Annotated in this window: 19 protein-coding genes and 1 pseudogene; 4 read left to right on the top strand and 16 right to left on the bottom strand. The window is 71.6% G+C overall.

Annotated features, from left to right (window positions below):
• Positions 1-257: 257 nt before the first annotated feature.
• From glnII to IEZ01_RS08860, 8 genes and pseudogenes are all read right to left on the bottom strand, one after another.
• Complete coding sequence (glnII, locus tag IEZ01_RS08895; protein ID WP_189200865.1) at positions 258-1,277, bottom strand: glutamine synthetase; 1,020 nt, start codon at positions 1,275-1,277, stop codon at positions 258-260.
• A 146-nt stretch (positions 1,278-1,423) separates the two neighbouring features.
• A pseudogene (locus IEZ01_RS08890) lies at positions 1,424-2,664 on the bottom strand (ARPP-2 domain-containing protein).
• Entirely contained in the window at positions 2,661-4,067 is a 1,407-nt protein-coding gene (locus IEZ01_RS08885; protein ID WP_189200863.1) for a hypothetical protein, read from the bottom strand. Before IEZ01_RS08885 ends, IEZ01_RS08890 begins: the two are co-directional and overlap by 4 nt.
• Positions 4,068-4,328: 261 nt before the next feature.
• Positions 4,329-4,796, bottom strand: a complete 468-nt coding sequence (locus IEZ01_RS08880) for a hypothetical protein (protein ID WP_189200861.1) — start codon at positions 4,794-4,796, stop codon at positions 4,329-4,331.
• Between the two features lie 150 nt (positions 4,797-4,946).
• Positions 4,947-5,621 carry an SCO2207 family protein gene (locus tag IEZ01_RS08875; protein ID WP_189200859.1) on the bottom strand — a complete coding sequence of 225 codons (675 nt, stop codon included), beginning with the start codon at positions 5,619-5,621 and terminating at the stop codon, positions 4,947-4,949.
• 105 nt (positions 5,622-5,726) lie between these two features.
• Complete coding sequence (pdxR, locus tag IEZ01_RS08870; RefSeq protein ID WP_373287583.1) at positions 5,727-7,073, bottom strand: MocR-like pyridoxine biosynthesis transcription factor PdxR; 1,347 nt, start codon at positions 7,071-7,073, stop codon at positions 5,727-5,729.
• A 103-nt stretch (positions 7,074-7,176) separates the two neighbouring features.
• Entirely contained in the window at positions 7,177-8,169 is a 993-nt protein-coding gene (locus tag IEZ01_RS08865; protein ID WP_189200854.1) for a hypothetical protein, read from the bottom strand.
• A 37-nt stretch (positions 8,170-8,206) separates the two neighbouring features.
• The gene (locus IEZ01_RS08860; RefSeq protein WP_189200852.1) at positions 8,207-8,710 is read right to left on the bottom strand and encodes a MarR family transcriptional regulator; all 504 of its coding nucleotides are present in this window, start codon (positions 8,708-8,710) and stop codon (positions 8,207-8,209) included.
• Between the two features lie 63 nt (positions 8,711-8,773).
• Here IEZ01_RS08860 and IEZ01_RS08855 point away from each other — a divergent pair, with 63 nt between their 5' ends.
• On the top strand, positions 8,774-9,643 hold the full coding sequence (locus IEZ01_RS08855; RefSeq protein ID WP_189200850.1) for an alpha/beta fold hydrolase: 870 nt from the start codon (positions 8,774-8,776) through the stop codon (positions 9,641-9,643).
• A gap of 44 nt (positions 9,644-9,687) precedes the next feature.
• On the opposite strand, the gene IEZ01_RS08850 is transcribed toward IEZ01_RS08855, so the two are convergent.
• On the bottom strand, positions 9,688-10,047 hold the full coding sequence (locus tag IEZ01_RS08850) for an arsenate reductase family protein (RefSeq protein WP_019885700.1): 360 nt from the start codon (positions 10,045-10,047) through the stop codon (positions 9,688-9,690).
• A gap of 157 nt (positions 10,048-10,204) precedes the next feature.
• On the opposite strand from IEZ01_RS08850, the gene IEZ01_RS08845 reads away from it, so the two are divergent.
• On the top strand, positions 10,205-10,480 hold the full coding sequence (locus tag IEZ01_RS08845) for a hypothetical protein (RefSeq protein ID WP_189200848.1): 276 nt from the start codon (positions 10,205-10,207) through the stop codon (positions 10,478-10,480).
• A 109-nt stretch (positions 10,481-10,589) separates the two neighbouring features.
• On the opposite strand, the gene glnA is transcribed toward IEZ01_RS08845, so the two are convergent.
• Complete coding sequence (gene glnA / locus IEZ01_RS08840; protein WP_019885697.1) at positions 10,590-11,999, bottom strand: type I glutamate--ammonia ligase; 1,410 nt, start codon at positions 11,997-11,999, stop codon at positions 10,590-10,592.
• A 231-nt stretch (positions 12,000-12,230) separates the two neighbouring features.
• On the opposite strand from glnA, the gene IEZ01_RS08835 reads away from it, so the two are divergent.
• Positions 12,231-12,698 (top strand): RDD family protein, encoded by a 468-nt coding sequence (locus IEZ01_RS08835; RefSeq protein ID WP_189200846.1) that lies wholly within the window; start codon positions 12,231-12,233, stop codon positions 12,696-12,698.
• Between the two features lie 110 nt (positions 12,699-12,808).
• Here IEZ01_RS08835 and IEZ01_RS08830 read toward each other — a convergent pair whose 3' ends face one another.
• The 4 genes from IEZ01_RS08830 to lipB form a co-directional block, all read right to left on the bottom strand.
• Positions 12,809-13,516: a DUF4191 domain-containing protein gene (locus IEZ01_RS08830; protein WP_028797443.1), complete on the bottom strand. Its 708-nt coding sequence runs from the start codon at positions 13,514-13,516 to the stop codon at positions 12,809-12,811.
• Positions 13,517-13,526: 10 nt separating this feature from the next.
• Entirely contained in the window at positions 13,527-13,739 is a 213-nt protein-coding gene (locus tag IEZ01_RS08825) for an SCO2195 family GlnR-regulated protein (RefSeq protein WP_019885693.1), read from the bottom strand.
• 287 nt (positions 13,740-14,026) lie between these two features.
• Positions 14,027-14,980 (bottom strand): lipoyl synthase, encoded by a 954-nt coding sequence (gene lipA, locus IEZ01_RS08820; protein WP_019885690.1) that lies wholly within the window; start codon positions 14,978-14,980, stop codon positions 14,027-14,029.
• Positions 14,981-15,080: 100 nt separating this feature from the next.
• The gene (lipB, locus tag IEZ01_RS08815) at positions 15,081-15,962 is read right to left on the bottom strand and encodes a lipoyl(octanoyl) transferase LipB (protein ID WP_019885689.1); all 882 of its coding nucleotides are present in this window, start codon (positions 15,960-15,962) and stop codon (positions 15,081-15,083) included.
• A 263-nt stretch (positions 15,963-16,225) separates the two neighbouring features.
• On the opposite strand from lipB, the gene IEZ01_RS08810 reads away from it, so the two are divergent.
• Positions 16,226-17,668, top strand: coding sequence for an NsdA family TPR-like regulatory protein (locus IEZ01_RS08810; RefSeq protein WP_019885687.1), 1,443 nt, complete (start codon positions 16,226-16,228; stop codon positions 17,666-17,668).
• A gap of 248 nt (positions 17,669-17,916) precedes the next feature.
• Here IEZ01_RS08810 and IEZ01_RS08805 read toward each other — a convergent pair whose 3' ends face one another.
• Positions 17,917-19,239, bottom strand: a complete 1,323-nt coding sequence (locus IEZ01_RS08805) for an NAD(P)/FAD-dependent oxidoreductase (RefSeq protein WP_019885686.1) — start codon at positions 19,237-19,239, stop codon at positions 17,917-17,919.
• Positions 19,240-19,490: 251 nt separating this feature from the next.
• Positions 19,491-20,393 carry a TIGR01777 family oxidoreductase gene (locus IEZ01_RS08800; protein ID WP_019885685.1) on the bottom strand — a complete coding sequence of 301 codons (903 nt, stop codon included), beginning with the start codon at positions 20,391-20,393 and terminating at the stop codon, positions 19,491-19,493.
• Between the last annotated feature and the right edge of the window lie 101 nt (positions 20,394-20,494).

Raw genomic sequence — 20,494 nt, 5'->3', positions numbered from 1 at the left:
GGTGGTCCTCGTGGCCGTGCTGGGCGGATGGTTCTCAATCGCCTTGTTGGTCGTTCTGCTCGGGGGAGGCCGGGGGGTGGACGCTCTCCAACGCGCCTACCGTGCAACCTTCGGCTGGGGTAACTGGTTTTAACGGCCCGAAGCCGGTGCATCTGGCGAACTGAGGCGAACTGAGATCCGAGGCGCTGCCGTGGAGGCTGAAGGGGCGCCCCGCCGGAAACCCGGCGGAGCGCCCCTCACCGACGAAAACCGACCGATCAGACCTGGCCGGCCTTCTCCAGCGCCTCGCAGCACGTGTCCACCAGCAGACGCGTCACCACATACGGGTCCACGTTCGCGTTCGGGCGGCGGTCCTCGATGTAACCCTTGCCGTCCTGCTCGACCTGCCACGGGATACGGACCGACGCACCGCGGTCCGAGACGCCGTAGCTGTACTGGTCCCACGGGGCCGTCTCGTGCAGGCCCGTCAGGCGGTCGTCGATGCCCGCGCCGTAGTTCTTGACGTGGTCCAGCGGCTTCGAGCCCTCACCCAGCGACTCGCACGCCGTGATGATCGCGTCGTAACCCTCGCGCATCGCCTTCGTGGAGAAGTTGGTGTGCGCGCCCGCGCCGTTCCAGTCGCCCTTCACCGGCTTCGGGTCCAGCGTCGCGGAGACGTTGAAGTCCTCCGCCGTGCGGTACAGCAGCCAGCGGGCCACCCACAGCTGGTCGGCGACCTCCAGCGGCGCCAGCGGGCCCACCTGGAACTCCCACTGGCCCGGCATGACCTCGGCGTTGATGCCGGAGATGCCCAGGCCCGCCTTCAGGCAGTTCTCCAGGTGCGCCTCGACCACGTCACGGCCGAAGATCTCGTCCGAGCCGACACCGCAGTAGTAGCCGCCCTGCGGGGCCGGGAAGCCGCCCACCGGGAAGCCGAGCGGACGCTCGCCGTCGAAGAAGGTGTACTCCTGCTCGATACCGAAGATCGGCTCCTGCGCGGCGTACTTCTCGTAGACCTCGGCCAGCGCGGCCCGCGTGTTCGACTCGTGCGGCGTCATGTCCGTGTTGAGGACCTCGCACAGCACCAGCACGTCGTCGCCGCCACGGATCGGGTCCGGGCAGGTGAAGACCGGCTTCAGCACGCGGTCGGAGGCGTGGCCCTTGGCCTGGTTCGTGCTGGAACCGTCGAAGCCCCAGATCGGCAGCTCCGCGCCGTCGGCGAGGATCTTCGTCTTGGAGCGAAGCTTCGCGGTCGGCTCGGTGCCGTCGATCCAGATGTACTCAGCCTTGAAGGTCACGGGGCCTCATCCTTTGCGGTGCTGCGGGGTACCGCGCCGGTGCGTACGGTGCGGGTACGCGACGGTGCGCGGCGGGTACGCGGTATGGGCGCAGCTTGGCAACACGGGATTTCCCGGCCGTTGCCCGACTGTGAACCCCGTGTTACTCAGCTTTCCTGTGATTCCCGTGTGCGCCGTGCGACCACGTGCGCGTCCAGCAGCGAGCCGAAGCCCGCCGCCCGGATCCGCCGCACCACCTCGGCATAGCTGCTGCCCAGAGCCTGCGCCGTCCGTCCCAGATGCCAGTCGTGATCCGCCAGACTCTGCAGCAGATACCCCCGCCGGACCTGGTTCTCCGACAGCCGGAACGTCTTCAGATACGCCGCCCGGCCCTTCCGGTCCGTGATCATCTCACCGATGTGCTGCTCCCGTCCGCCCCGCTGGAACGGCGGCAGGAAGCGGTACAACGTGAAATCCGCCGCCGCCCCCCCCGGACGCCCCCCATCCGGTACACCCGCTCGAAGGCGTACGGCGTCTCCAGCAGATCCCGCGCCATCACCGAGTCGTGCGCCGCCGCCCAGGCCCGGCCCTGCTCCTCGGCCGCCGCCCGCAGACCGTCGAGCGAGCGCACGTACGTGTCCCGGATCCGGGCCGTGAACTCCGGCACCGGCGCCCCGAACCACGCGTACTGATGCACCAGCTCCCCGTACAGGTCCTGCACCAGCGTCGGATGCAGCACGCGGTAGTCCTCCGGGTGCGGGACCACGAACGCCGCCGCCAGCGCGTCACCGGCGTACACCATCACACCGCACTGCCCCGGATGGATCTCGAAGACCCGCAGCGCCTCCCCGAGGCCCCGCACCTCCCACCCCGCGTACGCGTCCTCCGCGCGCGGCGAAAGACCCTGGCGCAGCGCCTGCCGCGACCACTCCTCCCAGACCATGGACGGGCCGCCGAAGTGCAGCGCCAGATACCCCTCCAGCGCCAGATGCAGGGGAAGGAACCGCAGCCGGGACTCGGCCCGCTTCGTACGGGCCTGCTTCGCACGGGCCCGCTTCGCCATCCGGTGGTGGCGGCGCACCGGCACACAGTGGTGTGACATGTCACCGAGCCGCGTGCCGTACGCCGCCGACTCGCCCCCGGCCTTGCTCCCGCCCCCGCCCCCGTCCCCGTTCTCGGCATGCGACCAGTCGGCGACGAACCCATGCGGAATGTACGAGGCGTACGACGTGCCGTCCCCCACATCCACCACCCCGAGCCCGCCGCCCACGCCGCCCACGCCGCCGTACACCTCCCGGTGCAGGCGCAGCCCCGCCACCGGCTCCTCCCGCACCAGCGGCACCAACCGGACCCCGCCCCACACCTGCGCCGGCAGCACCCGCAGCCCGGTCAGATCGATCCGGCTCACACCGCCACCCCCTTCACGAACAGCTCCACCCGCCGGTCCAGATACGCCCGCAGCTCCCCGAGCCCCGTCCGGCCCTCCGCGAACTGCGCGATCTCCACCAGCGCCGGCAGATCCTCCGCATCACGGATCCCGGCTGTCGGCACACTCGGCGCGAGCCGCCGCACATCAAAACCGGCCGCGTCGTATACCGGGTTCATATGCACCACGCTGGTCCGCCGCTCCTGGTCCAGCTGCGTGCGCCACACCCGCAGCACCTCGCCCGCCAGCCCCGGCGGGGCGTTGTCCCAGCCGTCGGAGACGATCACCAGCCGCTCGGGCGCCGCCTCCAGCGCGTCCACGATCCGCACCCCCAGCGGCGTCGGCCCCCACGGCCGGACCAGCAGCGGATCGCGCGCACCCGACGTCCACAGCGGAACGTACGACCCCGCCAGTGCCTCCAGCAGAAAATGACACCCCAAAGCCACCGCCAGCGGCCGCCGCCGCTTCACCCCCGACCCCGACGCCGAATAGCTGTCGTCCAGGACGGCCGCGACCCGGCCCCACGTCCCGGCGTACGGCCCCGCCGCCCGGCGCGCGGCCGCCCGCAGCGCCCCCGTCAGCTCGGCCCGCCGCGCCACCCGCTCCTCGAACCCCAGCGACAGCACGTACAGCGCCAGCCGCGTCAGCGGCATCACCGCCAGGTCCGCATCGGCCGCCCGACCCGAGCGCAACCGCTCCAGCCGCGTCATCCGAGGCGCGATCCGCTCCAGGAAGACCTTCCGCTCCACCCCGTGCCGCGCCGCGAACCCCTCGGCGACCGTGAACGGCAGCTCGTAGAGGGCCGCCTGCTCGTAGTGGGCCCGGCGGTACGCGTCCAGGAACCGGTGCTCGTACCGCACACGCCGCCCCGGAGCGAACAGAAAGTCCCCCAACTCGCCCCGGTCGAGCGGCAGGTGGGCGTGGCGGGCCGCCGCCTTCAGGCCCGGCCGGTACTTCACCGCGTCATGCGCCAGATCCGGCCGCGCGGCGAGCCAGTCACGGACGATCGCCCGCGTCCGGCGGTTGTTCACCCCCGCCGCCCGCAGCTCACGGAAGATCCGGTAGACCCGCTGCGGCGGCAGCACCGCCAGCCGCGCCGCGATCAGCCGGCCCTCCACCCGCTTCTGCTCCGCGTCGGCCTCACCGGCCGTCCGCAGCAGCTGCGTCACGATCCGCGCCGCGTTGTGGTCGTTGATGTCGAGCGCCAGCGAAGCGGCATACACGGAGCGGTAGTTGACCCGTACGTACTCGTGCACGAACGCCAGCGACAGCCGCTGCTCATAGGCGTCCGAACGGAACTCACGCTGCCCCGTGGACGTGACGGCGGAGTTCACGAAGAGCAGGACGTCCTCGGCCGCGATCAGATCGGCGTACGTCTCGGTCATGATGCCGCGCCCCCGTATGCACCCCACGAAACATGGAGCCGGCCGGGGAATGGGGGCGCGAACAGCGAAATCACTGCGTCAGAAGCAAGTCCCGGAAGTCGCGCCGGAGTCCCGCGGCCGGCCGGAAAAACGTAACACCACACATGCCACGGCCCGCCACCGCATTTCCGCGGTGCCGGGCCGCGTGCCATGTCACCGTACGGGCCGTGCCATGTCACGTACGCGCGGTGCCATGTCACCGTACGCGCCGGTGGTCACCGATCACTTGATCAGCGCGTTCGCCACGGCGATACCCAGGCCGACCGCCGCGTCCACCGCTCCCATCAGCACCGCTGTCCAGCGCCGATAGCCCACCCGCAGCGCCGCGAACGTTCCCCAGACGGCCAGCAGTGCGATGTTGATCGCCAGCCCGACCGTGGTCACCGACTCCTCGGGCCACCCCGCGAGCCCGGCCACGCACAGCAGCAGCACCGTCGGCAGACAGGCCACCACCAACGGCCACTCGTCGGCCAATTCACGAGTCAACCGCCGCCACGGATGAGCGCCGGAGGCCTCGTGGGTGGACATGTAACGGGCATAGCCATGCACAAGGGCAGCGGTGGCGGCCGTCACCAGAATCCAGGCCGCGTCGTAGTAGGGCGTGTAACGGTCACCCTCGCTGTGCAGAGCGGCCAGCAGGGCGCTCGCGAGGACGGTGCCGTACACGCCGCCGAACATCCATTGGCGCACACGCCCACCATACGGGCGCAAAGCGCCCAATCCCTCCTCAAAGGGGACGAGAGGTCCGGGGAGGAATCAGCCCCTAGTAGGACAACCCCATCGCCCGGAATCCCGTCCCCCCGTCGGCGGCCCCCTGCCCCGCCCTCGCGCGTCGGCGGGCTACCCGACCCGCTCGATCCGGGCCTTACGGATCAGGAACTTCCCCGGCTCGCGGACCTGCTCGAACGCCGCGTTGTTCAGCAGCACGCAGCTCCCCGACACCGACGTGACCTCCACCGTCGTCGACTTCGCGTTGTCGAGATTGGTCACCTTCAGCCGCGTCCCGACGGGGAACTGGTTGCTCGACGCCGCCGGGGCGCCACCCTCGCCGGAGAGCGTGACCGTCGACCCCGCACACACCACGTCGCCGGAGACATCACCCCCCGCGCCGCCACCACCCGTACCACCTGCCCCCGGGTCCGGCTGCCCCGCCGGCGGCTGCGCCGAGGCCGGCGGATCCACCACCACCGGTGGCTCAGCGCCAGGCCCGGCTCCGGCCCCGGCGTCAGCGCCACCTCCCGCTCCCACCGCGCACCCCGACGCCGCCTGCTTACGCCGGATCTCCTCGATCACCGCCTGCCGGTTCGCGATCCGCGCCTCCGACAGCGCATCCGGATTCGCACGCTGATCAGCGATGAACCGCTCGTTGTTCGCCAGTGCCGTGGCCAGGCCGTCACACGCCACCGACGCCTGGCTCGTCCCGGTCATCAGCACCGCCGTACCGCCCGCCAGCACTGCACCCCCCACCAGCAGCGCGATCTTCTTCTTCCGGCTCAACATCCTCTTGCGTGACACGTGTGGCTCCTGTCCCCGGCGCGATAAGCGGCCGGATCGGTTCCGTGTGCCCCTACGTACGGGTAGCAAGCCGGATCGTCTCAACTGCCCCCCAAATCACACGGGTTACAGCGCCTCCCGTAGTACGTCACACAGCACGTCCACCGCCTCCGCATACAGATACTCCGGCGGCGTCGCATACCCCACCACCAGCCCGTCCGGGCCCACACCCACCGCAGCCGGATGCCGAAACGCCCCCAGCCCCTCCACCGCGAGCCCACGCGCCGCGGCCAGCTCCACCACCCGCCCCTCGCTCCCCGCCGGCAACTCCACCACCGCATGCAGCCCCGCCGCGATCCCCGTCACCCGCGCCCCCGGCACCCGCACCCGCTCCGCCAACGCCCCCACCAGCACATCCCGCCGCCGCCGATACCCCTGCCGCATCCGCCGCACATGCCGGTCGTACGCCCCCGACTCCACGAAATCCGCCAACGTCAGCTGATCCACCACCGACGCGTACTGCTCCCGCGCCCCCTTCGCCGCCACCACCTCATCCACCCACTCCTCCGGCAACACCATCCACCCCAGCCGCAGCGCCGTCCCCAGGCTCTTGCTCACCGAACCCATCAGCACCACCCGCTCCGGAGACAACGCCTGCACCGCCCCCACCGGCTGCCGGTCGTACCGGAACTCCCCGTCGTAGTCGTCCTCCAGCACCAGCCCGCCCGACCGCCCCGCCCAGGCGACCACCGCCGCCCGCCGCTCCGGCCCCAGCGGCCCACCCGTCGGAAACTGATGCGCCGGCGTCAACAACACCGCACGCCCACGCACCTCACCGACCCGCGCGCCCTCCTCATCCACCCCCACCGGCACCGTCGCCACACCCGCCTCAGCGAGCAACGACCGATGGAACGGCAGCCCGTACGCCTCCACCGACCACCGCCCGCCCACCACCCGCGCCAGCAACCGCAGCGCATGCGCCGTACCCGAACAGACCACGATCCGCTCCGGAGCCGTACGCACCCCACGCACCCGCGCCAAATACCCCGCCAGCGCCCGCCGCAGCTCCACCCGCCCCCGGGGATCACCCGGACCGAACGCCTCCGCAGGCGCCACAGCCAGCGCCCGCCGCGCCGACGCCAACCACGCCGTACGCGGAAACGACGACGGATCCGGCTTCCCCTGCACCAGATCGAACCGAACCCCGGCCCCCCGTGCCGGGCCGCCCGGCCCCTCCGTACTCCCAGGCCCCACCACCGCCGGACCGCGCGGGCTCAGCGGAGCCACCCGCTCCGCAACCCGCGTCCCCGACCCCTGCCGCGCCGTCAGCCACCCCTCGGCGACCAGCTCCGCATACGCGTCGGCGACCGTGTTCCGCGCGATCCCCAGATCGGCCGCGAGCGAACGGTACGGCGGCAACCGCGTCCCCGGCGCCAGCCGCCCACTGCTCACCGCCTCCCGCAGCGCCCGCATCAGCACCGCCCGCCGGCTGCCCGACCCCGTCAGCTCCAGATGCAGATCGGCGCCCAGCGCCTCAGCCACATCGATCCACGTACCTGCCACGCCAGGATTCGTATCAGAACAGCCGCTCCCGCAACCCCACCCAGGCAGCCAGCTCGGCCCGCACGGCCGGATCCCGCACCCTCCCCAGATGTGGCGCGGCCGCCTCCACCACCACCCGCACCCGCCGCGACAACCGCATGGCCTCCAGGTTCTCCCGGGCCAGTACGGTCGTCCCCCGCGTCGGCACCTGCGACGGCGTCGCCACCGGCATCGCCGCCAGACAGGCCCGTACGGCCTCGTCCGCGTCGAACACCCCGTCCGCGTACAACCGATGTGTCACATACGACAGCTCCATCGCCGCCTCCTCGGCGCCCACAACCCCGTACGCACCCCCAGACCGCGCCAACCACAGCCGCAGCTTCAGCCACTTCCCGCGCTCCTGCGGCCCCCCGCGCTCCATCAACTCCTCGCAGACACCGCCCAGCACCCTCCACCACCACTCCGGCCGCTCCGGATCCCCCACCCGGCGCTCCAGCCAGCGCCTGCGCCCAGAGCCGTCCACATCCAGCAGAAACGCGAGCGAACCCTTCATCGCCTGCCGCGACCAGCGCGGCCCGTAGGACGGGGGAGTACCCCCTCCGGAGAACAGCGAGTACACCTCCGCGCCGTCCTCCCAGCCAGTGACCTGAATCCCGCTCTCGGCACGCAGATAGCGGACCCAGCCGGACTCACCGCCCTGGAACTCCAGCGGACACCCCGCCGCCTCCGCCGCCCGCAACAGCACCGCCATCGACAGCGGCTCCTCCAGCCGGAACGGCTTGACGCTGAAATACAGCCCGTCGTCCTCCGGCCGCCGCCACCAGAACTCGACGATCCCGTCGGAGCCGTACGACCGGAACCGATGGTCCTCCGTCACATCCTCGAAGGAGTCCTCCCCGAGCAACACGGTCACATCGTCAGGCGTACAGGCCGCCTCGGCGCCCCGGACCGTACCCGAGCCGATGATGTCGACGTACTCCTCCGGAAACCGCAGCCGCCCCAGCCCGTTCACGGTGCCGCTCGCCATGCCACTCGTCTCGCCGCCACTCGCCGCATTTCCCCCACTACGTGTTGTCCTTCGAACCCGCCATGATGCCCAGCACGCCCGACAGGAAGCGCCGCACAGCGGCGACCTCACTGTCGTCGAAGCCCTTCAGCATCGCGTCCGTACCGCCGATGAGCGGGCCGAAGTACGCCCAGCCCAGCTCCTTGGCCCGGTCCTCCACTCGCAGCAGGACCCGCCGCCGGTCGCGCCCGTCGCGCACCCGCGCGATATGGCCGAGCCGCTCCAGACGGTCGATCACAGCCGTCGTACCGGCCGAATTCACTCCCAGCTGCCCGCCCAGCCACCCGGCAGTGGCCTCGACACCGGCCCGCTCGGCGTCCAGAAGGCAGATCAACGCACGTACGTCCGTGGCGTGCATGCCGTTGTCGCTCGCGAACTCGGCCTGGCGCAGCCCGTACTCGACCGTGACGGCCCGGAGCAGATGAAAGATCTCCCGCTCGGGCCCCTCCTCGGATCCGCGTTCCCGTCCCTCGGACAAAAGACCCGCCTCCTCTCCACTCATGCCCGTAACATCTCGCTCGGCGAGATTATCGCTCCACGAGTCATCTCACCTGGGAGGCCCACCATGCCCGCGACGCCCACCAGCGACTTCTTCACCGCATACGACGCCGTCCTCGCCAAATGGCCCCACGGAACCACCCACCACGACATCGCCACCCCCTACGGCACCACCCATGTCCACAGCTACGGCCCCCACAACGGCCCGCCCGTCCTCCTGCTGCCCGGCGGCGGCGCCACCTCCACCGTCTGGTACGCCACCGCCGCCCATCTCGGCCACACCCACCGCGTCCACGCCACCGACCTCATCGGCGAACCCGGCCGCAGCGTCCCCGGCGACCGGCCCCTGAAGACCGCCGCCGACCTGACCCACTGGCTCGACACTCTCCTCGACGGCCTTGGCCTGCACACCGCAGCCCTCGTCGGCCACTCGTACGGAGCCTGGATCGCCCTCCGCCACGCGCTCACGGCCCCCGACCGTGTCCACCGGCTCGTCCTCCTCGACCCGACGAACTGCTTCACCGGCTTCAGCCCCCGCTACCTGCTCCGCGCCCTGCCGATGCTGCTGCGCCCCACCCCCGGCCGGAACCGCTCCTTCATGGAATGGGAGACCGACGGCACGCCCCTCGACCCAGACTGGGTACGCCTCGACGGCCTCACCGCCGACTTCCCGACCACCCGCCCGGTGACCGGTCCTCGCCCGACCCCGGCCGAGCTGCGCGGTCTGACACCGCCCACCTTGCTGCTCCTCGCGGAACGGAGCAAAGCCCATGACATCCGGAAGCTCGCGACCCGGGCGCGCGCCCTCGCCCCGAAGCTGGAAACGGCGACGCTGCCGGACGCCACGCACCACACGCTGCCGATCGCGGCACCGGAGGAGATGAACGCCCGGATCGCCCAGTTCCTGGACGGATGGCGCCCGGCAGATGGCGGCTGACCGATGACAACCGACCGATGACAACTGACAGGCGCCGCACACCGTCAGCGGGACAACGCGTCCCGCACGGCCTCCTCCGTCCGCGCCACGACCGCCGTGCCGTCGTCCGCGGTGATGATCGGCCGCTGGATCAGCTTCGGATGCGCGGCCAGCGCGCCGATCCAGCGCTCACGGGAGGCGGCCTCCCGCGGCCACTCCTTCAGCCCGAGCTCCTTCGCGGCCGCCTCCTGGGTCCGGGTGATGTCCCATGGCTCCAGCCCGAGCCGGTCCAGGACCTCCCGGATCTCGTCGGTCGACGGTACGTCCTCCAGATAGCGGCGAACGGTGTACTCGGCGCCCTCCGCGTCGAGCAGGTTCACCGCGCTGCGGCACTTCGAACAGGCGGGATTGATCCAGATCTCCATGCCCGCCACCGTACCCCCGGCCTCGCCCCCGCGCTCGGTGCCGGACCGCTCAAAGCCCGTCTGGCCAGGGGCGATTGTCAGTGCCGGCCACTAAAATCGTAGATGAAGGTGAGGGTCCCGGGGAGGGCTCCCACCCCCTTGCACCAGGAGGTCGCCGATGGCTGTTGCCGCGCTCACGACGCTGTCCCTCGAACCCTGGAAGCCGCTGACGAAGAAGCCACTGCCGGCAGGTCTGCCGCGCGAGTGGTACATCAACCACAACCGCCGCCTCAAGGCCATGCGCCTGGCGATCGCCCTGCTCGACTCGGGCGTCTACGACACCGCCCGAGCCCACAACCGGGCCATACGCGACACGGCGGAGCGCCTCGGTATTCACCCGCCGTCCGACACCACCTGCCGCATGGTCCGCGCCCTGATCCGCTACGGCCGCTGACCCACCCGGCGAACACGGGAACGGCACAGCACCGGAACGCGAAACCCCGCCGCTCTCCGAAGAGAGCGGCGGGGCTTCGTCGTCACGCCGGTGCGACCTGCCGGTCCGCTTAGAGGTCGAAGTACAGCTCGAACTCGTGCGGGTGCGGGCGCAGCTGGATCGGGGCGATCTCGTGGGTGCGCTTGTAGTCGATCCACGTCTCGATCAGGTCGGACGTGAAGACGCCACCGGCCTGGAGGTACTCGTTGTCGTCCTCCAGGGCCGCGAGGACGGCCTCGAGGTTCGTCGGGACCTGCGCGACGCCCGCGTGCTCCTCGGGGGCCAGCTCGTAGAGGTCCTTGTCGATCGGCTCGGCCGGCTCGATCTTGTTCTTGATGCCGTCGAGGCCGGCCAGCAGCAGCGCCGAGAAGGCCAGGTACGGGTTGGAGGACGGGTCCGGCGCGCGGAACTCGACGCGCTTGGCCTTCGGGTTGGAGCCCGTGATCGGGATACGCATGGCCGCGGAGCGGTTGCGCTGCGAGTAGACCAGGTTGACCGGGGCCTCGAAGCCGGGGACCAGGCGGTGGTAGGAGTTCACCGTCGGGTTGGTGAAGGCCAGCAGCGACGGGGCGTGCTTGAGGATGCCGCCGATGTAGTAGCGGGCGGTGTCCGAGAGGCCCGCGTAGCCGGTCTCGTCGTAGAAGAGCGGGTCGCCGTTCGACCACAGCGACTGGTGGACGTGCATGCCCGAGCCGTTGTCACCGAAGATCGGCTTCGGCATGAAGGTCGCGGTCTTGCCGTTGCGCCAGGCGACGTTCTTCACGATGTACTTGAAGAGCATCAGGTCGTCGGCCGCAGCGAGCAGCGTGTTGAACTTGTAGTTGATCTCGGCCTGGCCGGCGGTGCCGACCTCGTGGTGCTGGCGCTCGACCTGGAGGCCGGCCGCCTCGAGCTCCAGGGAGATCTCCGCGCGCAGGTCGGCGAAGTGGTCGACCGGCGGGGCCGGGAAGTAGCCGCCCTTGTAGCGGACCTTGTAGCCACGGTTGTCCTCGAGCGCGCCGGTGTTCCAGGCGCCGGCCTCGGAGTCGATGTGGTAGAAGCCCTGGTTCGCCGAGGTCTCGAAGCGCACCGAGTCGAAGACGTAGAACTCGGCCTCGGGGCCGAAGTACGCGGTGTCCGCGATGCCGGTGGAGGCGAGGTAGGCCTCGGCCTTCTTGGCGATGTTGCGCGGGTCGCGGCTGTACTGCTCGCCCGTGATCGGGTCGTGGATGAAGAAGTTGATGTTCAGCGTCTTGTCGCGGCGGAAGGGGTCCACCCGCGCGGTCGACAGGTCGGCACGCAGCGCCATGTCGGACTCGTGGATCGCCTGGAAGCCGCGGATCGACGAACCGTCGAAGGCGAGCTCCTCGGCGGGGTCGAACGCCGTGGCCGGGATCGTGAAGTGCTGCATCACGCCGGGAAGGTCGCAGAACCGGACGTCGACCATCTTGACGTCGTTGTCCGCGATGTACTTCTTGACGTCGTCGGCGTTCTGGAACATCCAACTCCTCCTACTCCCGCCCGGGCCGGGCGGGGCTGTAGCTCGGTCGTGCGGCCAGTGCGGTGGCACACGCTGGTCCCGACCTTAGGCAGGCGGGATTTCTCAAGCGTGACCCATTTGTTTCGCCCAAGTTAACCGGGCTGGGCGCCCGGCGCAGCCCGCGACCCGGCCACGGGGCCCGTAGCCGACCCGGGTCGAAGTGATCAAAAACGGGCGCAGTACCGTGGTCCGGTGGACAACAGGCAAGCAATCGGATCATGGCTCTCCGGGCCCCGCGCGGCCGCCGAAGAAGCGGGTGTCGACTTCGGTTACCGGGGCCAGCAGCTCGGTCTGCCCGAGGAGGGCCCCGGCTCGATCGCCCGCCCCGGCCGGCGTATCGGTGCCATCGCCGTCGACTGGGCCCTGTGCATGCTCATCGCATACGGCCTGGTCACCCATGGCTACAACCAGGCCACCGGCAACTGGGCGCTGCTCATCTTCCTGGTACTGAGCGTACTCACCGTCGGCACCATCGGCTGCACCCCGGGCAAGCGCCTCTTCGGCCTGCGGGTGATCTCCGTGGACGGCGGCCGCCTCGGCATCGTCCGGGTCCTGGCCCGCAGCGCGCTCGTCTGTGTCGCCGTCCCGGCGCTGATCTGGGACCGCGACGGCCGCGGCCTGCACGACCGCCTCTCGCGCGCCGTTCAGGTCCGGATCTAGTCCGCGCCGTCCAGGTCCGGATCCAGCTCCCAGAGTCACGGCATCCGGCCAGATACGAGAAGGGGCTCCCCGGTCCGACCGGGGAGCCCCTTCTCGTACGTACTGGCGCCTCAGCGCATCTTTCCGCCGCGCGGCATCCGCATGCCCTTGGGCATGGGGCCCTTCGGCAGCGGCATGTTGCTCATCAGGTCGCCCATCGCGCGCAGCCGGTCGTTGGCCGCCGTGACCTGCGGGCCGGACAGGACGCGGGGCAGCTTCAGCATGGTCGCGCGGACCTTCTTCAGCGGCACCTGGCCCTCGTCGTTGCCGACGACGATGTCGTGCACCGGCACGTCCACCACGATCCGGGCCATCTTCTTCTTCTCCGCGGCCAGCAGCGGCTTCAGCCGGTTGGGGTTGCCCTCGGCGACCAGGACGATGCCCGCCCGGCCGACCGCCCGGTGCACCACGTCCTGGCTGCGGTTCATCGCCACCGCCGGGGTGGTCGTCCAGCCGCGTCCCACGTTCTGCAGGACCGCGGCGGCCGCGCCCGGCTGCCCCTCCATCTGTCCGAAGGCGGCCTTCTCGGCACGGCGGCCGAACACGATCGCCATCGCGAGCAGGGCCAGGATGAAGCCCAGGATGCCCAGATAGACGGGATGGTCGATCGCGAAACCGATCCCGAGGAAGACGCCGAGAGTGACGATGCCGACACCCGCGACGACAAGACCCACCTTCGGGTCGGCCCGTCGGGTCATCTTGTACGTCAGGGCGATCTGCTTCAGTCGCCCGGGGTTCGCATCAGCGTCAACGCTGTCTGTGTTTGCCTTCCTCGCCATGTCCTGAAGTTTACGTGGCCCGCGAAGCGCGGCCAGCCACGGCCTCCATCACATGCTGAGCCTCGACCCGGTCCTTGGCCCGGCGGCGGTCCTCGAGGACGGACGTCCAGGCGTTACGGCGGGCCGTGCGCTGTCCGCCGCGCAGAAGGAACGATTCGACGGCGCGGAGCGCGCCGGTGACGGACGGGATCGCACTGGCGCGTACATGGGTCGCGGCCTGCATGGTGGAGGTCCTCCCTCAGGTGGATGAGACGAGGTGGGGGGTGCGCGGTTGCGCCGCGGCGGTCGGTCGCGTTCGTCGCGTTCAGTCAGCCCAGGCTCACTGATTGGTGTTACCAGGACGTGACCGACCGGTCAAACACCAATGAAGCCTTGATACGCGGCCCCCGCACGCCGACGCGGCCCATACGGGCCCCGGACCTGCGGGGGACGTATGGACCGCGTCGAATCGGCCGTTACTGGCCGGTAATGCCTTGTGCGGGAATTCACACGGCGCGGGGCCGCCCCGAGCTACGCGACGGTCTCGCCGCGCCGCTCCATGGCCTGCTGGTACAGGCGGCCGGCGCGGTACGAGGAGCGGACCAGCGGGCCCGACATCACTCCGGAGAAGCCGATCTCGTCGGCCTCCTCCTTCAGCTCCACGAACTCCTGCGGCTTCACCCAGCGCTCCACGGGGTGGTGCCGCACCGACGGGCGCAGGTACTGCGTGATGGTGATCAGCTCGCAGCCCGCCTCGTGCAGGTGCTGGAGCGCCTCGCTGATCTCCTCGCGGGTCTCGCCCATGCCGAGGATCAGGTTCGACTTCGTCACCAGGCCGTAGTCGCGCGCCTTGGTGATGACCTCGAGGGAGCGCTCGTAACGGAAGCCGGGGCGGATCCGCTTGAAGATCCGCGGCACGGTCTCGACGTTGTGCGCGAAGACCTCGGGGCGGGAGGCGAAGACCTCTTCGAGGAGCTCCGGGACCGCGTTGAAGTCGGGGGCGAGCAGCTCGACCTTCGTACGGCCGTCGGCGCGGCCCGCGGTCTGCTCGTGGATCTGGCGCACGGTCTCCGCGTACAGCCAGGCGCCGCCGTCCGCCAGGTCGTCGCGGGCGACGCCGGTGATGGTGGCGTAGTTCAGGTCCATCGTGACGACCGACTCGCCGACGCGGCGGGGCTCGTCACGGTCCAGGGCCTCGGGCTTGCCCGTGTCGATCTGGCAGAAGTCGCAGCGCCGGGTGCACTGGTCACCGCCGATGAGGAAGGTCGCCTCGCGGTCCTCCCAGCATTCGAAGATGTTCGGACAGCCCGCTTCCTGGCAGACCGTGTGCAGACCCTCGGTCTTCACCAGGCTCTGCATCTTGGTGTACTCGGGGCCCATCTTCGCCCGGGTCTTGATCCACTCGGGCTTGCGCTCGATGGGGGTCTGGCTGTTCCGGACCTCCAGGCGCAGCATCTTGCGTCCGTCGGGTGCGACTGCGGACACATCGGCTCCTGTAGCTTCGATTCTTCGGCGTACACCAGGGTACGCCCGTTGCTTCGCATGCCTTACGCCTGGCCAACCTCTGGCCATGACCGGGCATTCCCTAGGCGGTGGCCGTCTCCGCCTCGCGTTCGGCCGTGACTACGCCCTGGCCTGCGGATTCCGTGGCGGACCGGGTGTCGGCGCCGGCCTCGGCGGGGCGCTCGACCAGGCGCGGCTTGAGCTCCGCGTTCTCCAGGACATCGAGCAGATGCCGCTCCGCTACCGGCAGGACCTCGGCGATGGTGATCTCCCGGCCCAGCTCGTTGGAGAGCGAGGTCACGCCCGCGTCCCGGATGCCGCACGGCACGATCCGGTCGAACCAGGTGTTGTCCGGGTTCACGTTCAGCGCGAAGCCGTGCATGGTGACGCCCTTGGCGACCCGGATGCCGATGGCCGCCAGCTTGCGGTCCTCGCGGCGCTGGCCGGCGTTGGAGGGCGCGTACTCCGGGCCGTTGAGCCGCGGGTCGAACTCCTCGTCGTGCAGCCGCGGGTCGAAGTCCAGCGACAGCCCGCCGAGCGCCGGCCGCTGCTCGACGGGGTCGCCGAGGACCCAGACGCCGCTGCGCCCCTCGACCCGGGTGGTCTCCAGGCCGAACTCGGCGGCCGTACGGATCAGGGCCTCCTCGAGGCGGCGGACGTGCGCCACGACGTCGACCGGGCGGGGCAGCTTGAGGATCGGGTAGCCGACGAGCTGGCCCGGGCCGTGCCAGGTGATCTTGCCGCCGCGGTCCACGTCGACGACGGGCGTCCCGTCCAGGGGGCGCTCGCTGTCCTCAGTGCGCCGTCCCGCCGTGTAGACGGGCGGGTGCTCCAGGAGGAGGCAGGTGTCGGGGATCTCGTCGGCGAACCTGGCCGCGTGCACCTCGCGCTGCTTGTCCCAGGCCGTCCGGTACTCGACGGCTTGTTCGCCGAAGCCCAGACGGGCGAATCGCAGCTCACTCACGGCAACGCCTCCCTAGCAACTGCATGGTGCACATGTCGCGCCCCCGCCACTGTACGGCGGCGCTCGCGCCGAGGGTCGGGCAGGGCGGTCGGGCCCGGCCTCCGGCGACGGATTCCGCGGTCCCCGTCAGCGCCGCCCCCAATCCTCACACGATCGGATGAATGTGGGGCGAAGGTGGCGGTACGGACGTCGGGGGCCGCTAAATTCACGCCGTTCCATGAGGGCCGCAGCCCGGGCCCGGAAGGCAGGAGACCGCACAGCTGATGACGGAACGACCCCCGCAGCGCATCCCGAACCGCCAGCTCGCCGCGCTCATCGCCGAGGCCGGGTTCTCCAACGCGGGCCTGGCCAGAAGGGTGGACCAGCTCGGCCTGGAGCACGGGCTCGACCTCCGGTACGACAAGACGTCGGTGACCCGCTGGCTGCGCGGGCAGCAGCCGCGCGGCACGACACCCGCACTGATCGCCGAGGTGTTCACCCGGCGCCTCGGCCGTCGGCTCTCCGCCCAGGACCTCGGTCTCGACGCCTGCGCCCCGGTCTACGCGGGCCTCGAATTCGCCGCGACCCCCGAAGAGGCGGTCGACATCGTCGGGGGCCTGTGGCGCAAGGACTCCGGCAGCCACGCCGAACTGCGCAAGATCGCCTTCACCCCGGCCGGGCTGGTCGTGCCGAGCCGTGACTGGCTGATCGGCCGGCCCGACGACCGGGTGGGGCGCGGGGACCCCGGCCCGGCCGGCCTGCGGGTGCCGGCCCAGGGCCGCCCCTCCGTACCGCGCCAGCGCACCACCGACCGCGGCCCCGGCCAGCGGGTCTCCGGCGGTGACATCGCCGCCCTGCGCTCCGTCGGCGAGCTCTTCCGCACCCTCGACCACGCCTACGGCGGTGGTCACGCCCGCCAGGCCCTCGTCCGCTACCTGGAACACGAGGCCGAGCCGATGCTGCGGGGTACGTACGGCGAGACGGTCGGGCGCAGGCTGTTCGCCGCGGCCGCCGATCTGACCCGGCTGGCCGGCTGGACCTCGTACGACATCGCCGCGCACGGCCTCGCGCAGCGCTACTTCGTCCAGGCGCTGCGGCTCTCCCAGGCCGCGGGGGACCGGGCGTACGGCTCGTATGTCCTGATCACCATGAGCCGCCAGGCGGTCTACCTCGGGCACGGGCGGGAGGCGGTGCAGCTGGCCCGGGTCGCCCAGCAGGGCGTCGGGTCGGCCGCCCCGCCCGTGGTGCAGGCGCTGCTGCACGGCGTGGAGGCGCGGGGGCACGCGGTGCTCGGTGAGGTACGGGCGTGCAGCGCGTCCCTGGCTCGCGCGGAGCGGGCCCTGGAGGCGGCGCGGCCCGGTGACGAGGTGCCGTACTGGGCGCGGAACTTCGACGAGGGGCAGCTCGCCGACGAGTTCGGCCACTGCCACCGCGATCTGCAGCAGTTCCGGGCGGCGGCGCAGCACGCGGAGCGGTCCCTCCAGCTGCGCTCACCCGCCTATGCGCGCAGCCGCCTCTTCTGCCGGATCGTGCTCGCCACCGCCCGGCTCGGCCTCGGTGAGCTGGACCAGGCGTGCGCCCTGGGCGCGGAGGCGGCCCAGCAGGCCTCCGAGATGCGCTCGGCGCGCGCGGTGGAGTACGTCCGGGACTTCGAGCGCCGCCTGGAGCCGTACCGCGACGCGGCGGCCGTCCGCAGCTACCGGGACCGGGTGGCCGCCATCGGCTGACGGGGGTCGGCGGACGGCGGTCGGGGGGCGTGGGCCGCTCGGTCACCGTGGCCGGCTGACTGGTGACCGATGACAGCTGACCGCTGACGGGTGAGGGCTGACGGCTGACAGCTGATGACTGACGACTGACGACTGACAACGGTCAGATTTTGACAGCGATCGGGGAGCGGGCCGCGCGGGCCCGCTCCCCGGTTCCCCGGCCGCCTGGCAGGTACCCCGGGCGGGACGCCGTCCGGGGCACCCGTGCGTCATGCCGCCGCTTCCGCCGCCTCCAGGGGGATCGCCCCGTACCCCGCGCGGATGCCGAAGTCGCGCAGGACCGCGTGGGCCGCGCGGCGGGCCGAGAAGAGGGCGCCCTGGACGGTGCTGGTGTCGCGGTGGTCGCCGCAGACGTAGAGACCGTCGAGGAGACGGACCGGGCGGCGGGGGTCGTGCGGCGGGAGCATCGCCGGGACCGCCTCCGGGGCGTGATGGACGTCCAGGAGCTCCCAGTCGTCGGTGGGGGAGCCGTACAGCCGGGCGAGCTGGGTGCGTACCCGGTGGTCCAGGTCCGGCGGGGGCGTCCCCAGCACCGTCGAGGTGATCAAGGCCCGGCCCCCCGGGGCGCGCGTCGGGTCGACGGCGCTCATCACCGCCGTGTGGCTCACCGGCTCGGACGGATCTGACGAAAGCAGCAGCGCCGGCTCGGACAGCGGCGCGACCGGTGCCGTGTGATGCACCACCGTCACCGGGCGGAACGACGGCACCCGCAGCCCCGGCAGCAGCTCGGCGGCGGCGCGCGCGCCCGTCGCAAGGACCACCGACCGGCAGCCGAACTCGCCGTGCTCCTCCGTCGCCACCGAACTGATCGACGCCTCCCGCACCCGTACGCCCGTCCGCACCGTGCCCGGCGGCAGCGCCCGCGCGAGGAGCTCGGGCAGGGTCGCGGCGCCGCCCTCCGGTACGCACAGCCGGCCGCGCGCGAAGCCGCGCAGCGCGAGATCGGCGCACCGGCTGGACGTGGACAGGTCCGGGTCGCACAGCAGCGCCGCAAGCAGGGGCCGCAGGAACCCCTGGACCGTACGGGCCGGGAGCCGGGCGGACAGAGCCTCCCGGGCGGTCCGTTCGGGCCGGGCGAGCAGCCGCGCGGGCGGGATCGCCGCGAGCCGGGCCAGCGAGGCGCCGAGGCGGGCCTGGTCGAGCGAGCGCGGCGAGCCCGCGAGGGCGCGGGCCACGGTGTAGGCGCCGCCCCGCAGCCCGTGCGGGGAGCCCCAGCGCGCCCCGCCGACCTCGCCGGTCCTGACGAGCCGTCCGTCGGCGCGCACCAGCACGCCGGGCGAGAACGTCCGCAGTGCCGCGCCGTCCAGGCCCGGCAGGCGCAGCAGTTCCGGGTACGAGGTGTTGAGCAGCTGAGTGGTCCGGTCGAGCCGGAAGCCGTCCACCACTTCCGTTGCCATCCGCCCGCCCACCCGGGGCGCGGCCTCCAGGACGGTGACGGTGACGCCGGCGCTGGTCAGCTGATGAGCGGCCGACAGCCCCGCGATTCCGGCTCCGACAATGACGACGTCCGTATGACGTGAGGTACTGAGCACGTGCCCCTCCCCGAGGTCGGCCCGGCTGGTGGGAGGCTCATGCCCCCAACAGGCCCCCGGAATGCCCGAGTTCGGATCGAGGGTAGAAAGGGGCGCCGGGTGTGGGGGTCGCGCGTACCCGGGTCACCGGAGCACGGGGTCGCACGGGCGTACGGTTTCGGTCGTCGGGGGCGGCCGGATCCGGTCGTGGGGGCGGTTCAGGTCGCCGGCGGTGTCCGGATGATGCTGCTGTGCGACGGCGCGGAGTGGGGTCAGGCGTGTGCCGCCGCGCGGATCGCGTCGTCGATCCGCGGGAACGCGAAGCTGAACCCGGACTCCAGGAGGCGTCCCGGCAGGACCCGCTGACTGCCCAGCACATCCTGCGCGAAGTCACCGAGCGCGAGCCGCAGGGCGAACGGCGGGATCGTGAAGAGGGTCGGGCGGCGCAGGACGCGGCCCATGGCCGCGGTCACCTCGCGGTTGGTGACGGGTTCCGGGCCGGTGAGGTTCACGGGACCGGAGAGACTGTCGGTGTCGAGGATGTGGCGCAGCGCGGCGACCTCGTCATGCAGCGCGATGAAGCTCCAGTACTGCTCCCCGGAGCCCATCCGGCCTCCGACGCCTGCCCGGAAGACGGGGAAGAGCCGCCCCCAGGCGCCGCCCTCGCGGGCCACGACGAGGCCCGTACGGGCATACGCGACGCGGATGCCGGCCGCCTCGGCCGGGGCGGCGGCCGCCTCCCACTCCACGCAGACCGACGGCAGGAAGCCGTCGCCGGCCGGGGCGTCCTCGTCGACGGCGCGGCTGCCGGTGTCGCCGTAGTAGCCGAGCGCCGAGCCGCAGATCAGGACCTTCGGCGGGTCGGCGAGCGAGGCGGCGGCCCGGGCGATCGCGCGGGTGCCGAGGACCCGGCTGTCGCGGATCTCCCGCTTGTACGCCTCGGTCCAGCGCCGCTCCCCGACGCCCGCGCCGGCCAGATGCACCACGGCGTCGCAGCCGGCCAGCCCCGCAGCGTCGACATGACCGCGCCGGGGATCCCACTCCACCTCGTCGCCGCCGCGCGCCGGCCGGCGTACCAGCCGCACCACGGAATGGCCGTCGGCGCGCAGGGAGCGCACGAGAGCGGAGCCGATGAGTCCGGACGATCCGGTGACCGCGATACGCGAAGGCTGCATGGCCCCATCCTGCCCGGTGCGCCATCTCCGGCGCACGGGGGCCGGACTGCCCGCCGCCCGGGCCCCGTGTGCGGAGCGCGCGCCGCGCGGACGTCGGGTCG

It is taken from the genome of Streptomyces purpureus (assembly GCF_014648195.1).
GTDB lineage: Bacteria > Actinomycetota > Actinomycetes > Streptomycetales > Streptomycetaceae > Streptomyces > Streptomyces purpureus.
Note: the sequence above shows the minus strand (reverse complement) of the source record. Positions and strands in the feature narration are given on the sequence as shown.

Excerpts from the sequence above, each read along its gene's own strand:
- IEZ01_RS08885 (WP_189200863.1), bottom strand. The coding sequence starts at position 4,067 with ATGACCGAGACGTACGCCGATCTGATCGCGGCCGAGGACGTCCTGCTC.
- pdxR (WP_373287583.1), bottom strand. The coding sequence starts at position 7,073 with ATGCGGGCGCTGCGGGAGGCGGTGAGCAGTGGGCGGCTGGCGCCGGGG.
- IEZ01_RS08865 (WP_189200854.1), bottom strand. The coding sequence starts at position 8,169 with ATGGCGAGCGGCACCGTGAACGGGCTGGGGCGGCTGCGGTTTCCGGAG.
- IEZ01_RS08860 (WP_189200852.1), bottom strand. The coding sequence starts at position 8,710 with ATGAGTGGAGAGGAGGCGGGTCTTTTGTCCGAGGGACGGGAACGCGGA.
- IEZ01_RS08855 (WP_189200850.1), top strand. The coding sequence starts at position 8,774 with ATGCCCGCGACGCCCACCAGCGACTTCTTCACCGCATACGACGCCGTC.
- IEZ01_RS08850 (WP_019885700.1), bottom strand. The coding sequence starts at position 10,047 with ATGGAGATCTGGATCAATCCCGCCTGTTCGAAGTGCCGCAGCGCGGTG.
- IEZ01_RS08845 (WP_189200848.1), top strand. The coding sequence starts at position 10,205 with ATGGCTGTTGCCGCGCTCACGACGCTGTCCCTCGAACCCTGGAAGCCG.
- glnA (WP_019885697.1), bottom strand. The coding sequence starts at position 11,999 with ATGTTCCAGAACGCCGACGACGTCAAGAAGTACATCGCGGACAACGAC.
- IEZ01_RS08830 (WP_028797443.1), bottom strand. The coding sequence starts at position 13,516 with ATGGCGAGGAAGGCAAACACAGACAGCGTTGACGCTGATGCGAACCCC.
- IEZ01_RS08825 (WP_019885693.1), bottom strand. The coding sequence starts at position 13,739 with ATGCAGGCCGCGACCCATGTACGCGCCAGTGCGATCCCGTCCGTCACC.
- IEZ01_RS08810 (WP_019885687.1), top strand. The coding sequence starts at position 16,226 with ATGACGGAACGACCCCCGCAGCGCATCCCGAACCGCCAGCTCGCCGCG.
- IEZ01_RS08800 (WP_019885685.1), bottom strand. The coding sequence starts at position 20,393 with ATGCAGCCTTCGCGTATCGCGGTCACCGGATCGTCCGGACTCATCGGC.